The sequence below is a fragment of the Xanthomonas sp. fls2-241-TYG-148 genome, from assembly GCF_030208815.1.
Lineage (GTDB): Bacteria > Pseudomonadota > Gammaproteobacteria > Xanthomonadales > Xanthomonadaceae > Xanthomonas > Xanthomonas campestris.
On record NZ_JARVTE010000001.1, the window covers coordinates 195,877 to 212,206 of the forward strand.

The 16,330-nt window shown below is 64.2% G+C and carries 12 protein-coding genes and 3 tRNA genes; 5 read left to right on the forward strand and 10 right to left on the reverse strand.

What is annotated here, in order from left to right:
• Positions 1-26: 26 nt before the first annotated feature.
• The 4 genes from thiD (at position 27) to QRM60_RS00745 (ending at position 2,002) form a co-directional block, all read left to right on the forward strand.
• On the forward strand, positions 27-842 hold the full coding sequence (gene thiD / locus QRM60_RS00730) for a bifunctional hydroxymethylpyrimidine kinase/phosphomethylpyrimidine kinase (RefSeq protein WP_285445385.1): 816 nt from the start codon (positions 27-29) through the stop codon (positions 840-842).
• Complete coding sequence (locus tag QRM60_RS00735; RefSeq protein ID WP_115555848.1) at positions 833-1,684, forward strand: alpha/beta fold hydrolase; 852 nt, start codon at positions 833-835, stop codon at positions 1,682-1,684. Before thiD ends, QRM60_RS00735 begins: the two co-directional genes overlap by 10 nt.
• A 68-nt stretch (positions 1,685-1,752) precedes the next feature.
• Positions 1,753-1,829, forward strand: a tRNA-Arg gene (locus QRM60_RS00740).
• Between the two features lie 96 nt (positions 1,830-1,925).
• Positions 1,926-2,002: transfer RNA gene (locus tag QRM60_RS00745), tRNA-Arg, on the forward strand.
• Positions 2,003-2,066: 64 nt separating this feature from the next.
• On the opposite strand, the gene QRM60_RS00750 is transcribed toward QRM60_RS00745, so the two are convergent.
• Both QRM60_RS00750 and QRM60_RS00755 read right to left on the reverse strand, forming a co-directional pair.
• The gene (locus QRM60_RS00750; protein ID WP_115555847.1) at positions 2,067-3,059 is read right to left on the reverse strand and encodes a DedA family protein/thiosulfate sulfurtransferase GlpE; all 993 of its coding nucleotides are present in this window, start codon (positions 3,057-3,059) and stop codon (positions 2,067-2,069) included.
• A 44-nt stretch (positions 3,060-3,103) separates the two neighbouring features.
• Positions 3,104-4,048: a LysR substrate-binding domain-containing protein gene (locus QRM60_RS00755; protein WP_115555846.1), complete on the reverse strand. Its 945-nt coding sequence runs from the start codon at positions 4,046-4,048 to the stop codon at positions 3,104-3,106.
• Between the two features lie 137 nt (positions 4,049-4,185).
• Between QRM60_RS00755 and QRM60_RS00760 the strand changes: the two genes are divergently transcribed.
• Entirely contained in the window at positions 4,186-4,887 is a 702-nt protein-coding gene (locus tag QRM60_RS00760) for a pirin family protein (protein ID WP_115555845.1), read from the forward strand.
• Positions 4,888-5,582: 695 nt separating this feature from the next.
• On the opposite strand, the gene QRM60_RS00765 is transcribed toward QRM60_RS00760, so the two are convergent.
• From QRM60_RS00765 to ubiB, 8 genes are all read right to left on the reverse strand, one after another.
• A complete protein-coding gene (locus QRM60_RS00765) occupies positions 5,583-7,550 on the reverse strand; it encodes a methyl-accepting chemotaxis protein (RefSeq protein ID WP_285445386.1) in 1,968 nt (655 codons plus the stop codon).
• A 1,036-nt stretch (positions 7,551-8,586) separates the two neighbouring features.
• Positions 8,587-8,679, reverse strand: a tRNA-Ser gene (locus QRM60_RS00770).
• An 85-nt stretch (positions 8,680-8,764) separates the two neighbouring features.
• Complete coding sequence (gene csrA, locus QRM60_RS00775) at positions 8,765-8,977, reverse strand: carbon storage regulator CsrA (protein WP_042598908.1); 213 nt, start codon at positions 8,975-8,977, stop codon at positions 8,765-8,767.
• A gap of 141 nt (positions 8,978-9,118) precedes the next feature.
• Positions 9,119-11,767, reverse strand: coding sequence for an alanine--tRNA ligase (alaS, locus tag QRM60_RS00780; protein ID WP_285445387.1), 2,649 nt, complete (start codon positions 11,765-11,767; stop codon positions 9,119-9,121).
• Between the two features lie 101 nt (positions 11,768-11,868).
• The gene (gene recX / locus QRM60_RS00785) at positions 11,869-12,357 is read right to left on the reverse strand and encodes a recombination regulator RecX (RefSeq protein ID WP_115004474.1); all 489 of its coding nucleotides are present in this window, start codon (positions 12,355-12,357) and stop codon (positions 11,869-11,871) included.
• Between the two features lie 115 nt (positions 12,358-12,472).
• Positions 12,473-13,504: a recombinase RecA gene (gene recA / locus QRM60_RS00790; RefSeq protein ID WP_011036899.1), complete on the reverse strand. Its 1,032-nt coding sequence runs from the start codon at positions 13,502-13,504 to the stop codon at positions 12,473-12,475.
• A 172-nt stretch (positions 13,505-13,676) separates the two neighbouring features.
• The gene (lexA, locus tag QRM60_RS00795; protein ID WP_115555842.1) at positions 13,677-14,318 is read right to left on the reverse strand and encodes a transcriptional repressor LexA; all 642 of its coding nucleotides are present in this window, start codon (positions 14,316-14,318) and stop codon (positions 13,677-13,679) included.
• A gap of 66 nt (positions 14,319-14,384) precedes the next feature.
• Positions 14,385-16,061 (reverse strand): 2-polyprenylphenol 6-hydroxylase, encoded by a 1,677-nt coding sequence (gene ubiB, locus QRM60_RS00800; protein ID WP_115555841.1) that lies wholly within the window; start codon positions 16,059-16,061, stop codon positions 14,385-14,387.
• Positions 16,062-16,330: the final 269 nt, after the last annotated feature.

Sequence of the window (16,330 nt, forward strand, 5' to 3'; positions counted from 1 at the left end):
GCGCCACGGCAGTGCAGAATCGCCGCATGACCACGCCCAGCACGCTGTCCGCATTGACCATCGCCGGTTCGGATTCCGGCGGTGGTGCCGGCATCCAGGCCGATCTGAAGACCTTCGCCGCGCATCGCGTGCACGGCTTGTCCGCCATTACCGCGCTGACCGCGCAACACACCCGTGGTGTCACCGCCGTGCACGTGCCGCCGCTGGCCTTCCTGCGCGCCCAGGTCGATGCCTGCTTTGCCGATTTCCAGATCCAGGCGGTCAAGCTCGGCATGCTGGCCAACGCCGAGGTCATCCACTGCGTGGCCGACCTGCTCGAACAGTACCGCCCGCCATTCGTGGTGCTCGACCCGGTGATGGTGTCCACCAGCGGTGCGCGTTTGCTCGAAGACGCCGCATTGGACGCACTGCGCACTCGCCTGTTGCCGCTGGCGAGCTTGATCACGCCCAATACGCCCGAGGCCGAATTGCTCACCGGCCGCCGTATCGACACCCCCGATGCCGCCGACCATGCGACCGCCACGTTGCTGGAGCTGGGCGCCAACGCCGTGTTGCTCAAGGGCGGGCATTTGCGCGAAGGCACACGCGTGATCGATCGGTTCGACGATGGCGTTGCGCAGGAAATCTTCATGCACCCGCGCCTGGAACTGGACGCACACGGCACCGGCTGCACCCTCTCTGCCGCCATTGCCGCGCAGTTGTGTCAGGGCCTGTCGTTGCTCAACGCCTGCGAGGCCGCGATCGATTATGTGGCCCGTGCAATTGCCAATGGCCAGCGTCCGGGCCAGAGCGATGTAGTGGTGCTGGATCACGTTGGTGCCGCGCCGCACGCATGGGATTGATCAACGCCGCGTATGCGGCCACCGCGGCGGATGGGCACGGCTGGCAGGTGCTGCACTACGCGCCTGCGCACCCGGTCGCCAGCCTGTTGTGGTTACCCGCACTGGGCGTGGCGGCCCGGCATTACGCGCCCTTCGCGCAGGCATTGGCCGAGCTTGGCATTGCGGTCTTCGTGCACGAATGGCGTGGCAATGGCAGCAGCACCCTGCGTGCATCGCGTCACCACGATTGGGGGTTTCGCACCCTGCTTGAACATGATTTGCCGGCCAGCCAGGCCATTGTCGCTACGCAGTTACCGCCGCTGCCGCGGCTGCTGGGCGGCCACAGCCTGGGTGGGCAACTGGCCTGCTGCCATGCCGCGTTGCATCCAGGCAGCGCGGCGCGCCTGTGGCTGGTCGCCAGCGGCTCGCCGTACTGGCGCAACTTTCCGCCACCGCTGCGTTATGGGCTGCCGTTGGCGTACCGGTTCCTGCCATGGCTGGCACGTGTGCAAGGCGTGCTGCACGGGCGGCGGCTCGGCTTTGCGGGGACCGAAGCGCGCAGCCTGATCGCCGACTGGGCGCGCGTTGGCCGCAGCAATCGCTACCGCGCTGCAGGCGCACCGTGGGATCTGGAGCAGGCACTGGCCAGTGTCATCTGCCCGGTCGACGGTGTGGTGTTCGCACACGACCGCTTCGGCCCCGCCACAGCGCTGCACGCGCTTTGCGCCAAGATGCCGCAGGCGCCCACGACGCTGCGCCTGCTCGACGACGCAGCGCTCGGCGTGCGCAGCGATCATTTCGCGTGGATGCGTGCACCCATCGCGGTCGCCGCTGCGTTACGCACGTCGCTGCACGATCGATAGCGCCACGGGATCGTCACAAAGGGATTGACGCACGCGTCAGGCATCCGCATAATTCCGCTCCTGACGAGGCGCCCGTAGCTCAGTTGGATAGAGTACCTGGCTACGAACCAGGCGGTCGGGAGTTCGAATCTCTCCGGGCGCACCATCTTCAGAACAACATAAGACAGCCTTCAACCGCTGTCTTTTTAGTTACAAAGGTTCGATCGCATTGCGGCGGATCTGCACCACTCAAACAAGACATGCGCCCGTAGCTCAGTTGGATAGAGTACCTGGCTACGAACCAGGCGGTCGGGAGTTCGAATCTCTCCGGGCGCACCATTCTTGGAAAAACGACCAGCTTGCTGGTCGTTTTTTTTGCCTATCAGATCCAGTGGACTGTCCGTCAGGCCAGCGCGCCTGCTTCGCCGGTCGGCGCAAGCGCGGCCAATGGCACCAGTGACACCACCGGATGCCCCGCATCGCGCCAGGCATCCAGCCCACCCAGTAACGGACGCACATCGCGATACCCGCGCTCGCGCAAGCGCCCAGCCAACCAGGCGGCGGACACTTCATCCGGGCAGGCGCAATAGATCACCACGCTGCGATCGCGCGGCACCGTTGCCAGGATCTGCGCCAGCTCGCGCTCATCGGCGAACACCGCACCGGGAATCGTGTACGGCTGCAGATCGCGAAAGCCCTGCGCGCGGATATCCAGCACCGCCGGCCGCATCGCTTCGTCGGCGGCGAGCATCGGCACCAGTTCTTCCACCGCAATGCGCGCGGTCTCCAGCGAGCGCAGCAGCGTATGGCGGCGCCACCAGCGCCAGCCGACATAACCGGCCAACAGCAACGCCACCACCAGCACGGCGCCCGAGCCCAGGGTGGAGAGAAAGTGCAGCACGTCCTGCACCTGATTGGCGAACAGTGCGCCCAACCCAAGCCCCACCGCGGCCCATAGCAACGCGCCAAACGCGTCGTAGCGCAGGAATGCTCCTGGCCGCACCTGCATCGCGCCCGCCATTGGCACCGACACCATCGACAGGCCAGGCACGAACTTGGCCACCGCCAGCACGCGTACGCCCCAGCGCCCGAAGAAACGCTCGGTCTTCTTCATGCAGGTATCGCGCGACAGCGACAGCCGGCACAGCGACTGCAAGGTGCGATTGCCGAAACGGCGCCCGGCCAGATACCAGACCAGATCGCCCAGCACGCTGGCGAATACCGAAACAGCCAGTGCTGCCAGCGCGGCACTCCACGCGGCGTTGCCGCCATGCAAGGCATAGCCGGCGCCCACCAGCACCAGGGTCGGCATGGCCGGCACCGGCAGACCGAGCGACAACGCCAGCACGTTGGCGAACACCAGCGCCAATCCGTACTGTTCGATCAAGCCTTGCATGCGACACCCTGGCGCGACGGCGAGCGGCCATTATCCGCCTATCGCTACGCCACCGGCTGCCCAGTGGCGACGGAACGATACGTTTCGGCCAGCTGCTCCAGCCAGCGCGCAAATAACCCGTCGCTGCGCAGCGCCTGCCGCCACCAGCCCAGCGCCTCGCCCTCCTCGCCCGGGCGCCACGCCAGGTAGAACGTCTCGTCCGGCTTGTGCGTTTCCACCGCAAGCGCGCGCAGGGCGCCGGCCTGCAATGCGCCGCGCGCGTAGGGCTCGGGCAGGAAGCCATAGCCGGCCCCAGCCAGCTGCAGCTGCAACTTGGTCTGCATGTCCGGCACGGTGAGCACGTCGCGGCCGGAGAGCAGCCCCACCGTGCGTGGCAGCAGCCGGCGCGCAGAGTCCGCTGCCGCGATCGCGCGATGCTCGGCCAGCTCCGCCACGCCCAGCACTCCGGCGTCCACCAGCGGGTGCGTAGCGGCCACTGCAAACACGAACCGCAGCGAGCCGATCGGTTCGGCCACATAACCGCCACCGCTCGGCCCCTCGCCAGCAGCAACCACCAGATCCACGCGTCGATCCAGCAACGCCTCCCAGCTGCCGGAGAGCGACTCGCTCACCACGCGCAACCGGGTGCTGTCGGCGATGCGATAGAAGTCCAGCAATTGCGGCAGCAGCAATGACGCCGGCAGGACCGCGTCCAGGCCAATGGCGAACTCCGACTCCCAGCCGGAGGCGACCCGCCGCACCCGCACTTCCAGCTCTTGCGCCGCGCGCAGCAGTTGCCGCCCCTCACGCAACAGCTCGCGGCCGGCCTGCGTTGGCATGGCCTTGGGGCCAACGCGCTCGAACAACAGCACCCCCAGGTCCTCCTCCAGCTTGGAGACCGTGTAGGAGATCGTCGACGGCACCTTGAACAGCACCTTCGCCGCAGCGGTGAAAGAGCCACGGCGGTCGATCGCGTCCAGGATCTGCAAGGCATCCAGGCTGATTTTCATTGTTCGGTTTTTTCGATGATAGCAGTCAAATCTACTCGCTTTTTTTACCCGGGGCACCTCTCCAAACTACGCATCAACGGAACGGGCAAGCAAAACGCACCTTCCGCCACATTCGAATCTTTCCAAGGAGAAGCACCATGTTGACTGTCCGCAAGAGCGAAACCCGTGGCCGCGCCGAGCACGGCTGGCTGTCCTCGCGTCATACCTTCTCCTTCGCCAGCTACCACGATCCGCGCCACATGGGCATCGGCCCGCTGCGCGTGATCAACGAAGACAAGGTAAAGGCGGGCGAAGGTTTCGGTACGCATGCCCACCGCGACATGGAGATCATTTCCTACGTGCTGGACGGCGCACTGGAGCACAAGGACAGCATGGGCACCGGCTCTGTCCTGCATTACGGCGATGTGCAGCGCATGAGCGCCGGCAGCGGCGTCACCCACAGCGAGTTCAACCACTCGGCCAGCGACCCGGTGCACTTCCTGCAGATCTGGGTGATGCCCGAGCGCAACGGCATTGAGCCCAGCTACGAAGAAAAGCATTTCGACGCCGACAGCAAGCGCAACACCTTGCGCCTGATCGCCTCGCCCGACGGCGACGGTGGCTCGCTGAAGCTGCACCAGGATGCGCGCCTGTACGCCACCATCCTGGACGGCGAAGGCCGTCTGCAGCACCCGCTGGCTCAGGGCCGCCTCGGCTATGTGCAGGTGGCGCGCGGCAGCCTGACCGTCAACGGCCAGGTGCTGTCGGCCGGTGATGCCTTGCAGGTGACGGGCGAGCCGGAGATCGTGCTGGCCGATGCCCGTGATGCCGAAGTGCTGGTGTTCGACCTGCCGCAGTGAGTGGTTGGCAGTGCCTCGCCTTCATGCATCGGAGTCACGTGCACGGCGATTGCGCACCAGTAATGCAAAAACCCGCCGACTGGCGGGTTTTTGTTGTGGCATCGGCTGCCTCGACGGCAGCAGGCGTTAGAACATGCCTGCTTGATTGAATGACAGGTGACGTAGGCACCGTGTCATGCCAAGGGTGGAGCCGCCTTTGCGCTGCGGCTTGCGCTCCTGCTTGGCGGCGATAACGGCCGTAGAACCATAGGCGCTGCGCTTCTTGCAGTAGTCGTCAACCACGCGACGACACCGGCCAAACGCAATGAAAGCGCCGCGATTTGATGCGATGCAAGCAATCCGAACCAACGCACGACGATTCGAGAAGCACTCTGCTCGGCACGTCACAAACCGCAGGACGTACAAGCGTGCATTTCGCACAGGCCTGCTCTGCAACGTGGGCGCTTCCGGGTCCACCGCACTACGCACAAATCGCACCACACGCGCCACACGGCGACCAACGCGGAGCACTCCAGCGGCGCTGCACACACGGCGCGTTGCATCACTCGCTAGCCACGCACTGAGCATACCGGTCGATCAGCAGAACGAGCATGCCTGCAACTGCTCCAGCACACGCGCTTCATCCAACCAACCGGCACTCCAACCTACGTGCAAGCGAAACAGTCAGCGCCCGCAAACAATGCTAGCCACATGCATCACGCACGCCGTGCCAGCACCTCCACCGCGGGTGCGTCCTGCGGCGGCTGACCAACCTCGTCGCCATTGACCAGCGCGAACAGCGCGTCCGCATCAGCCTCCAGCACACGCGCAGAGCGCGCCAGATCATCGACCATCCGCGCCTGATCACGCGCCTGCACACCGATCGACTGCAGCGCTTGGTTGGCAGTGGAAATGTCCTGCGCCTGCACCTGGCTGGCTGCGGCGATCTGCTCCACGGTCGCGGTCACCTTCAACACCGAGGTGACCATGTCCTGCATCACCTTGCCGGCCTGCTCGGCCAGGCGTGAGCCATCGCCCACCTGATTGGTGGCGTCTTCGATCAGCGAGCGAATTTCGCGCGCAGACACGCTGCAGCGCTGCGCCAGGCTGCGCACCTCGGTCGCCACTACGGCAAAGCCCCTGCCCTGCTCACCTGCACGCGCGGCTTCCACCGCCGCGTTGAGCGCCAGGATATTGGTCTGGAAGGCAATGCCGTCGATCACCTCGATGATCTGGCCAATACGGTCGGTCGCCTTGCGAATGCTGGAAGTGGTTTGCACGACCTCGGCAATGACGTGCGCGCCCTTGCGCGCCACAGTGGCTGACTCTTCGGCCATGTGTTGCGCAGCGCCGGCGTTTTCCGAATTGGCGCGCACCGTCTCGGCTAGCTGCTCGATGCTGGTGGATGTCTGCTGCACGGCATCGGACTGGCTGGCTGCACGGCTCACCAACTCCTGATTGCTTGCCGAAATATGGTGCGCCTCGCGCTGCACGTTCTGCGCGATGCCCATGGTTTGCCGCACCAGATCGCGCATGCGCTCGGCCGAGCGCACCTGGTCGGTGACGTCGGTGGCGTACTTCACCACTTTGTATGGGCGCCCGGATACATCCAGGATCGGGTTGTAGGAGGCCTGGATCCAGGCTGTACTGCCATCCTTGCGCAGGCGCCGATACCGGCCCGCATCGAACTGCCCGCGCGCCAGCTTGGCCCAAAACTGACGATAGTCTTCCGAGGCGCTGTAGGCAGCATCGACGAACACGCTGTGATGCTTGCCGATCGCCTCGTCGGCGCGGTAACCAAGGATCGCCAGAAAGTTGTCATTGGCGCTCAACACCCGGCCATCCAGGTCGAACTCAATCACACCCATCACCTTGGCAATCGCCTGGATCCGGCCGTCCGCATCGGCGGATTCCACCACCTGGCGCGTGATGTCGGTGGCGTACTTAATGACCTTGTAAGGGCGCCCGCGCTCGTCCAGCACCGGGTTGTAGGAGGCCTGGATCCAGACCTCGCGCCCGTCCCTGCCCACGCGTTTGTAGCGCCCGGCATCGAATTCGCCGCGCCCGAGCTTTTCCCAGAACACGCGGTACTCGGCCGACTGCCGCTGCGCCGGTTCGACAAACAGACGGTGGTGCTGACCACGGATCTCTTCGAGCCGGTAGCCCATGACCTCTAGGAAATTGGCATTGGCATCGAGCACCGTGCCATCCAGCGAAAACTCGATCACCGCCATCACCTTGTCGATCGCGTCGATGCGGCCTTCGAAATCGGCGGTCTGGCGCACCTGCGCGGTGATGTCGGTGGCGTACTTCACCACACGATACGGCTTACCGGAGCGATCCAGCAGCGGGTTATAGGAGGCGTTGATCCACACCTCCCGCTCACCATTACCCAGGCGGCAATAGCGCCCGGCATGGAAGTCGCCGCGCCGCAGCGTGTCCCAGAACTGCCGGTACCCATCGCTCTCGCGCTCGCTCGGGTGCACGAACATGCGGTGGTGCTTGCCGACCACATCTTCAAGCCGATAGCCCATCAAGGCGAGGAAGTTGTGGTTCGCATCCAGGATGCGGCCCTCCAGATCGAACTCGATGACGGCCATGACCCGATCCATCGCGGTGGCCTTGTGCTGCAGCCCTCGGGTCCAAAGAGAGGTAAGACGTCCAACAAGCGGCTGCAAGCGCATTCCAACTTTCCGTGGTGTGGGTCACATCTTTAGCGGCTTACTGATTGAATTCTTGACCGTTTCCAAGCGCGCATGGAGGCAGGTTTATGCATGATTTATGGCGAAAACCGGGCTCTTCTGGACCGACCACGTCACTGAAGAAGCTTAGGTAGCGCTATCGCGCGACCGCCTATCGATCAGTTGTTCCTATCCATCGGCGGCCGGCATGGCTGGCGCGCATGCAAAGGCCGCCCTGGCATTGCGAGTTCAGTCTTCGCAATGCGATGAAATCGCTCCAAGGACGAAGCACCCACGTCAGGCGGCAATCGCACTATCGTTTCGTGGACGCCAAGGAAATAGATCGCGTGATCATCGGACGCGGTGATGTGTCACGGATGCGGTTGAAACACCATCGCATCCTTTGATGCGACCACGACGCAACGCATCCAATCAATGCCAGCCACGCCAGTAGCCTCAATCTGCGGGCAGAGACTGTCGCGCCGAAATTCCGGAGCGACCTTCGCTAGAAACCGAAACCATCACCAAGCGAAGGCATCTCACCCAGATCAGCCGGCGAGCCAGTGCGGCCGAAGTACGCCAGACGATGCTGCGTTTAGCTGTTTAGCTGATCGAACACAGGATGTAGCCAAAGGAACAGCCATGCGCTCAAGGCCAGGCGATACGCGGCCAGACGCCGGACCCAGCAAAACAGCCGAATCGCACGTCGGCACGCGCTGGTGCCATTCGACACCGGCACAGCAATGCACGGCACCAGCAGCCGCCATCGCGCTATCCGCAACTCCAAGATGCCTGCATAGATCTGCAAGTAGCGCCGAGGCGGCTTCAGACACTGCATGCGGGCGGACAAGGTCATCGCCTGCAAGTGATCGCACTGCACGTGTGATGTTGGGTAGCGCCGCCCGCCTGGACAATCACTTTGACCACTGCAACCACACGGAGCATCCGAGCGCGCGAAGCAGGTGGCGCAGTATCTTCTACTTGGCGAACGCACAAATGAAAACACCCGCAAATCAGGGATTTGCGGGTGTTTTTTAACTGGCGGAGCGAGAGGGATTCGAACCCTCGATAGAGCTTTTGACCCTATACTCCCTTAGCAGGGGAGCCCCTTCAGCCGCTCGGGCATCGCTCCAGTTTTTGCATCCTGCCGCAGTGTCTCGTGGCAGGCCGCGAAGAATACCGGGTAAGAGGGGCTAACGTAAACCCTTTTGAATCGATCAGTCCGAAGAATCGTCGTTGTGATGCGCACCGGACGCAACCGGCTCGTCACCGCGCTGGATGCGCTGATAGATTTCTTCGCGATGCACGGCAACATCCTTAGGCGCGGTAATGCCAATGCGCACCTGATTTCCCTTGACGCCGAGCACGGTCACGGTGACCGAGTCGCCGATCATCAGGGTTTCGCCTACTCGGCGAGTGAGGATCAACATTTTGCAAATCTCCTGGAACTGGCGGGTATCCCACCAGCATCGACGGCCTCCTGAATGAGACGCGCCCTAGGTAAAGGGGATAAAGACCAGAAATGGTAGCGGGACATCCTGCCAGCCAGCAAGGCTTGGCAGGACAAGTGTTCAGCCCAAGTGTTGCTTGACCCAGGAGGGCACGCCTTGGAGCGCAGTCGCAAGGGCGGGCCCGTCCTCGCCACCACCCTGGGCGAGATCCGGACGGCCACCGCCCTTGCCCCCGATCTGACTGGCGATATGGCCGAGGAGTTCCCCTGCCTTCACCTTGCCAGTTGGGCTGCCGTTCACGCCGGCCACCAGGGCGACCTTGCCGCCTGCAGCGCCGGCCAGCACGATCACCGAATCGCCCAATTGTTGTTTCAGGCGATCCATGGCCTCGCGCAGCGCCTTGGCCTCGAATCCTTCCAGACGCACCGCGATCACCTTGACGCCAGCCACGTCCACCGCGCTGGCGCCGAGGTCGGCGGTCGCGCCGGATGCAAGCTTGGCCTTGAGCGACTCCAGCTCGCGCTCCAGGCGCTTCTGGCGATCGGTCAGCGCCCGCACCTTGTCGACGATCTCGGTGCTGTTGCCGCCGAGCAGGCTTGCGGCCTCACCCAGACGACGCTCCTCTTCAGCCACGTAGTCGAGTGCGCCCTGCCCTGTCACCGCTTCGATGCGGCGCACGCCGGAAGAGACGCCGCCTTCAGAGGTGATCTTGAACAAGCCGATGTCACCGGTGCGGCTGACATGGGTGCCGCCGCACAGTTCGGTCGAATAGCCGCCCATCTTGAGCACGCGCACGCGCTCGCCATACTTTTCGCCAAACAGGGCCATTGCACCGAAGTCCAAGGCCTCCTGCATGGCCATGTTGTGCACTTCAACGCTGTGATTGGTGCGCACTTCCGCATTGACCTTGCGCTCGATCACTGCAAGTTCTTCCGCAGTGATCGGCTGGAAATGCGAGAAGTCGAAGCGCAGGCGATCCGGCGCCACCAGCGAGCCCTTCTGCTGCACGTGGGTCCCGAGCACCTCGCGCAAGGCGGCATGCAGCAGATGCGTGGCCGAGTGGTTGAGGATGGTCTTGCCACGACGCTGCACATCGATACCACCGGACAACACGTCGCCAAGTTTCAGCATGCCCTCCGCGATACGTCCGACATGCCCATGGAATTGGCCCGCGAACTTTTGTGTATCGGCGACCTCAATGCTGACGTCCGTGCCGCTGAGCTGACCGCTGTCGCCGACCTGGCCGCCAGATTCGGCGTAGAACGGCGTGCGATCGGTGAACACGATGACCTCATCACCGGCCTCGGCACGGTCCACCGGCCGCCCCTGCTTGAGCAGCGCGACGACCTTCAGCGCATCCGCGTCCTGGGCTTCATAGCCGAGGAATACGGTTGGCGCCATGGTGGCCACCAGATCCGCAGGCAGCGCCACGCCGCCACCGAACTTGCCTGCCGCGCGCGCGGTTTCGCGCTGACGCTCCATGGCGAACTCGAAGCCCTCCATGTCCACGCGCATTCCGCGCTCACGTGCGATGTCGGCGGTGAGATCGACCGGGAAGCCGTAGGTGTCGTAAAGACGGAACGCATCCGCGCCCGGAATGATCTCCTGCGAGCGCGACGCGACGTCGTCGAAGATCTTCATGCCGGCGTCGAGCGTCTCGGCAAACCGTTCTTCTTCGGCCAGCAACGCACGCGCCACAGTCTCCTGCGCGACCACCAGCTCGGGATAGGCCTCGCCCATCAGCTCGACCAGCGTTGGCACCATCTTGCTGAAGAACGGCTGGCGGACGCCCAGCATCCAGCCATGCCGCAACGCGCGACGGATGATCCGGCGCAGCACATAGCCACGCCCTTCGTTGGATGGCAACACGCCATCCACGATCAGGAACGAACAGGCGCGGATGTGATCGGCGATCACCCGCAGCGACTTGTTTTCCAGATCCGCAATACCGGTTAGCGCGCTGGCCTTACCGATCAGCGCCTGGAAGACGTCGATTTCATAATTGGTGTGCACGTGCTGCAGGATGGCGGCCAGCCGCTCCAGGCCCATGCCGGTATCCACGCACGGGGCCGGCAACGGCACCAGGGTGCCGTCTGGCTGGCGATCGAACTGCATGAACACCAGGTTCCAGATTTCGATGAAGCGGTCGCCGTCTTCATCGGGCGAACCCGGTGGGCCGCCGGCGATGTGATCGCCATGATCGAAGAAGATTTCGGTGCACGGACCGCAGGGACCGGTGTCGGCCATCTGCCAGAAGTTGTCCGACGCATACGGCGCGCCCTTGTTGTCGCCGATGCGCACGATGCGGCTTTCCGGGATGCCGATCATGTCGCGCCAGAGTTCAAAGGCTTCTTCGTCGGTGTGGTACACCGTGACCAGCAAGCGATCAGCCGGAAGCTTCCAGACCTGCGTCAGCAGCTCCCACGCCCAGGCAATGGCGTCCTTCTTGAAGTAATCACCGAACGACCAGTTGCCCAGCATCTCGAAGAAGGTGTGGTGGCGCGCGGTGTAGCCCACCGAATCCAGATCGTTGTGCTTGCCACCGGCACGCAGGCAGCGCTGCACGTCCGCGGCACGCACGTAGCTGCGCTTTTCCGCGCCAAGGAAGACATCCTTGAACTGGACCATGCCGGAATTGGTGAATAGCAAGGTCGGGTCGTTGCCCGGCACCAGCGGCGCGGATGGCACGATGGTGTGGCCCTTCCCCTCGAAGAACGCGAGGAAGTCACTACGGATCTGGGAAGTGCTGAATTTGGCAGGTGCGTTCATGGGCTGGCATTGGGCGGGCGGTGGTCCCGGTCACCCCATGAGATGTGGGCGCAGAGGGGCGGAACAACCTGAAACCACGAAGGGTAGCAGGCCTGACGCCCTCAGTCCTCAAGGTCGAAGCGTGTTGCCAGCCGAATGCTGTTGCCATCGAAGCCGCGCCGCGCCAGCAGGTCGGCAGCCTTGCGCCGCTGTACCAGGTCAACCGGCCCATCCTCGCCGAAACGACGACGTATCAAATCGCGTGCGTTCTCGGTCCAGTCCCCTTCGAACGTCGCCATCGCTGCACTGACCGCGTCGCTATCCAGGCCGTGGGTTCCGAGTTCTGCGCGGATGTGCAACGGCCCATACCCCGAACTGGCCCGGTTACGGACCACCGAGGCAGCAAAGCGTACATCGTCCTGCCAGCCCTCGCCTGCGAGCCGCTCCACGGCCGCCTGTGCGGCCTCGGGCTCGACTCCACGCGCCTGCAACTTGCGGTTCAACTCTTTTTTGGAATGTTCACGGCGCACCAGTAATCCCAGTGCACGTTGGACCGGCGTCTGTTCCTTGAACCGACGTCCCCGCTTCGGTGCGGGCGTTTGCTCACTCATCGTGACGTGTCCCGAAGGTAAATGCGCCGTCCGTGGCGCCCGCCCTCCTGGCTTTCAATAGAACTACCGCGAGGAGCGACGGCACTGACTCCGCCGTCCCCGCGATAGGGAAAACTCACTCGCTCTCGGTCTCGCCGGCTTCACGCGGTGCCTCGGCGGGCTGGAACTTCTCGCGCAGCTCGGCTTCGAGCTTGATCGCCACCTGCGGGTTGTCGCGCAGATACCCGCGGGCGTTGTCCTTGCCTTGGCCGATACGCTCATCGCCGTAGCTGTACCAAGCACCTGCCTTGTCGACCAGCTTGGCTTCCACGCCCATATCGATCAGCTCACCCTCGCGGCTGATGCCTTCGCCGTACAGGATCTCGGTAATGACCTGCTTGAAAGGAGGTGCCAGCTTGTTCTTGACCACCTTGATCTTGGTCTGGTTGCCGATGATCTCGTCACCCTTCTTGATCGCACCGATGCGGCGGATATCCAGGCGCACCGAGGCGTAGAACTTCAACGCATTGCCGCCGGTGGTCACTTCCGGGCTCTGGCCCGGCATCATCACGCCGATCTTCATGCGAAGCTGGTTGATGAAGACCACCAACGTGTTGGAGCGCTTGATGTTGCCGGTGAGCTTGCGCAGCGCCTGGCTCATCAAACGGGCCTGCAGGCCAGGAAGCTGGTCGCCCATCTCGCCTTCGATTTCGGCCTTCGGAGTCAGCGCGGCAACCGAGTCGATCACCACGATGTCCACCGAGCTCGAACGCACCAGCATGTCGGCAATTTCCAGCGCCTGCTCACCGGTATCCGGCTGCGACAGCAGCAGGTCATCGACATTGACGCCCAGCTTGGCGGCATAGATCGGGTCCAGCGCATGCTCGGCGTCGATGAAGGCCGCGGTGCCGCCCAGCTTCTGGCATTCGGCAATGGCCTGCAGGGTCAGGGTGGTCTTGCCCGAGGATTCCGGCCCGTAGATCTCGACCACGCGGCCCTTCGGCAGGCCGCCGATCCCCAGTGCGATGTCCAGCATCAGCGAACCGGTCGGGATGACCTCGACGGCCTCGATGACCCGGTCGCCCATTCGCATCACCGAGCCTTTGCCGAATTGCTTTTCGATCTGGCTCAGGGCGGCGGAAAGGGCGCGCTTCTTGTTCTCATCCATCTGGGTGATCCTCGTCAGTGATTTCGGTATGGGGCTAATGTAGCGGCGGTGTATCGCACGGACTGAGACTGCCTGCGACACACTTAGATTAGGGAGGCCAACCTGGTGGCGGCAGCGGGAAATTCTGCGCTACCGGCTCGGGAAACGGCCAGCGCATGCATCGGCGCAGTGCTCAACGGTTGGGCCGCAACAGGCCGCAATACAGGCCCTCGATGGCGAAATCCTGATCCGGCAGCACTTCGATCGGCGCGTAGTCCGGATTGCGCGGCAGCAGCCGGATGCGGTCCTTGCCGATCTTGAGCAACTTGACGGTGATCTCTTCGTCGATCCGCGCCACCACGATCTGCCCCGAGCGGGCGTCGCGGGTGCGATGCACACCGATCAGGTCGCCGTTGAAGATGCCTTCGTCGCGCATCGAATCGCCCTGCACCTTGAGCAGGTAATCCGGCGATGGCGAGAAGAACACCCGGTCCAGCACCACGAAATCGTCTGACCCGATGTCGGCGCCGATCGGCAGCCCGGCCGCCACTCGCCCTAGCACCGGCAAGCGCAGCACATCATCGCGAACCGGCTCCTCTGCAGAGGTGGCCTTGGCGTGCGCAGCGGCGCCGGCCAACCGGATACCGCGCGCCTGGCCCGGCACGCGGCGGATGGCGCCGGCCTGCTCCAGCGCTTCCAGATGGTATTGCGCGGCGCGCACGCCCTTGAAGCCGAATGCCCGCGCGATCTCGGTCTGCGAGGGCGGTACGCCATCGGTCTCGATCCGCTCGGCGATGAGGGCGAGGATTGCTTGCTGGGTATCGGTCAGGTCCATGGTTAGTAGTATTACTACTAACGACCATCCACGCAAGCGATTGCTTGCAGCGCCGCAGGGACGGCGTCAGCGGCGGCTGCGCCAGATCGAAAACAGGATCCAGACCCCGCACAAGGCCGCGCCGATGAACCCGCTGACGCCCAGTGCCAGCAGCCATCGGCTGGCAATGCCGCCAACGCTGTTCATCACGATCGACGAGCCAATCACTAATGCGGCGGTGACGATTCCCATGGTGAGGCGGTTGGCGGCGCGGTCGACCTGCTCGCCGAATTCGCGCAAGGCACGCGTTTCCACATGCAACTGCAGCTTGCCGCGCCGCGCGGCCTGGATCAGCCGCTTGAGATCGCGCGGCAGATCGCCGATCAGGTCGATCGCCCCGGTCACCGTGCGCCGGCCACGCCGCAGCATCGCGCTGGGCGCATACCGCTGCAGCACCACGCGTTCGAGATACGGGCGGGCTTCGCTGGCCATGTCGAAATCCGGGTCGAGCTGGCGCCCCATGCCTTCCAGGGTGAGGAAGGCCTTGATCATCAGCGCCAGGTCCGATGGCAACGTCAGCCCGTGATCGCGCAGGATGGCGGTGACATCGCCCAGCATCGCGCCGATGCGCAGTTCCTTGAGCGGTACGCCGCGATAGGCATCGACGAAGGCGCCGATGTCCTGTTGCAGGCGCGGCTCGTCGATGTCCAGGCTGGTGCCGGCCCATTCCAGCAACACGTCGATCACCGACTCGGCGTCGTAGCTCACCATGCCGTGCAAGAGCTGCGCGACCTGGAAACGGCGCTGTTCGGAAATGCGCCCGACCATGCCGAAGTCGATGACCGCGATGCGCCCGTCGCGCAGATAGAAAATATTGCCGGGATGCGGATCGGCATGAAAACAGCCGTCCTGCAGCACCATCTTCAACACGATGCCGGCGCCGGTGCGTGCCAGCGCCTTGCGGTCCAGGCCGGCGGCATCCACAGCGACCAGATCGCGCCCGGGAATGCCGTCGACGAAGTCCTGCACGTTGAGCGACTCGCAGGTCCATTCCCAATGCACGGCGGGAATGAGGATCTGTGGATCGTTGGCGAAGTTGGCGGCGATGCGCTCGGCATTGCGGCACTCGGCGGCGAAGTCCAGCTCGCGGCGCAGCGACAGCGTGAACTGCTGCACCACTTCGGCGGGGCGATACCGCTTCAGATCCGGCGCGCGGGTTTCGACGATTTCGGCCAGCCGTGCGAGCAGGCGCAGGTCGGCATCGATGGTGTCGCCGATGCCGGGGCGCCGGATCTTGAGCACCACCGCGGTGCCGTCGGCCAGCCAGGCGCGATGTGTCTGCGCCAGCGATGCGGCCGCCAGTGGTTCTTCATCCAGCCGCGCGAAGACCTGCTCCGGCTCCATTCCCAGCGCAGCCACCAGCTGCGGGCGAATGTGTTCGAACGGCAGCGCCGGCACCGCGTTCTGCAGCTCGCCGAGTTCCTCGATCCAGTCTGGCGGCAACAGATCCACGCGCGTGGCCAGCACCTGCCCCAGCTTGACGAAGGTTGGACCGAGCTCTTCCAGCGCGCGGCGGACACGCGTGGCCGCGGACATGCGCAGACGGCCTTCGGCATTGGTCCAGTGCAACAGCCGGCCCGCACGCTCCAGCACGTCGGCCAGGCCGATCCGCCGCACCACATCGCCGAAGCCATAGCGGATCAGGACGGATGCAATTTCCTGCAGGCGCCCAAGGTCACGGACGGTGCCAAGTGCTTCCCACATCAGCGCGCTCCTTGCGACGCAGCGATCGCGCAACGCAGCGACGCAGATGCCTGGACACTGCCCTGCACGTTGACTCGCCATAACGCAGCGGCCGCGCGCGCAAGCCACGCGGACCCCACAGCATCAGCACGCAGTGCCATCCACACAGACTGTTGAAAGCGAGGCGCATGCTGCGGCACACGCGTGCGCGCACTGGGACGCAGCAGGCCCGTGGCGAGCGACTGCGCGACGAGCGCGCGCAAGGAGAAAGCAGGAGACAAACGCATGGG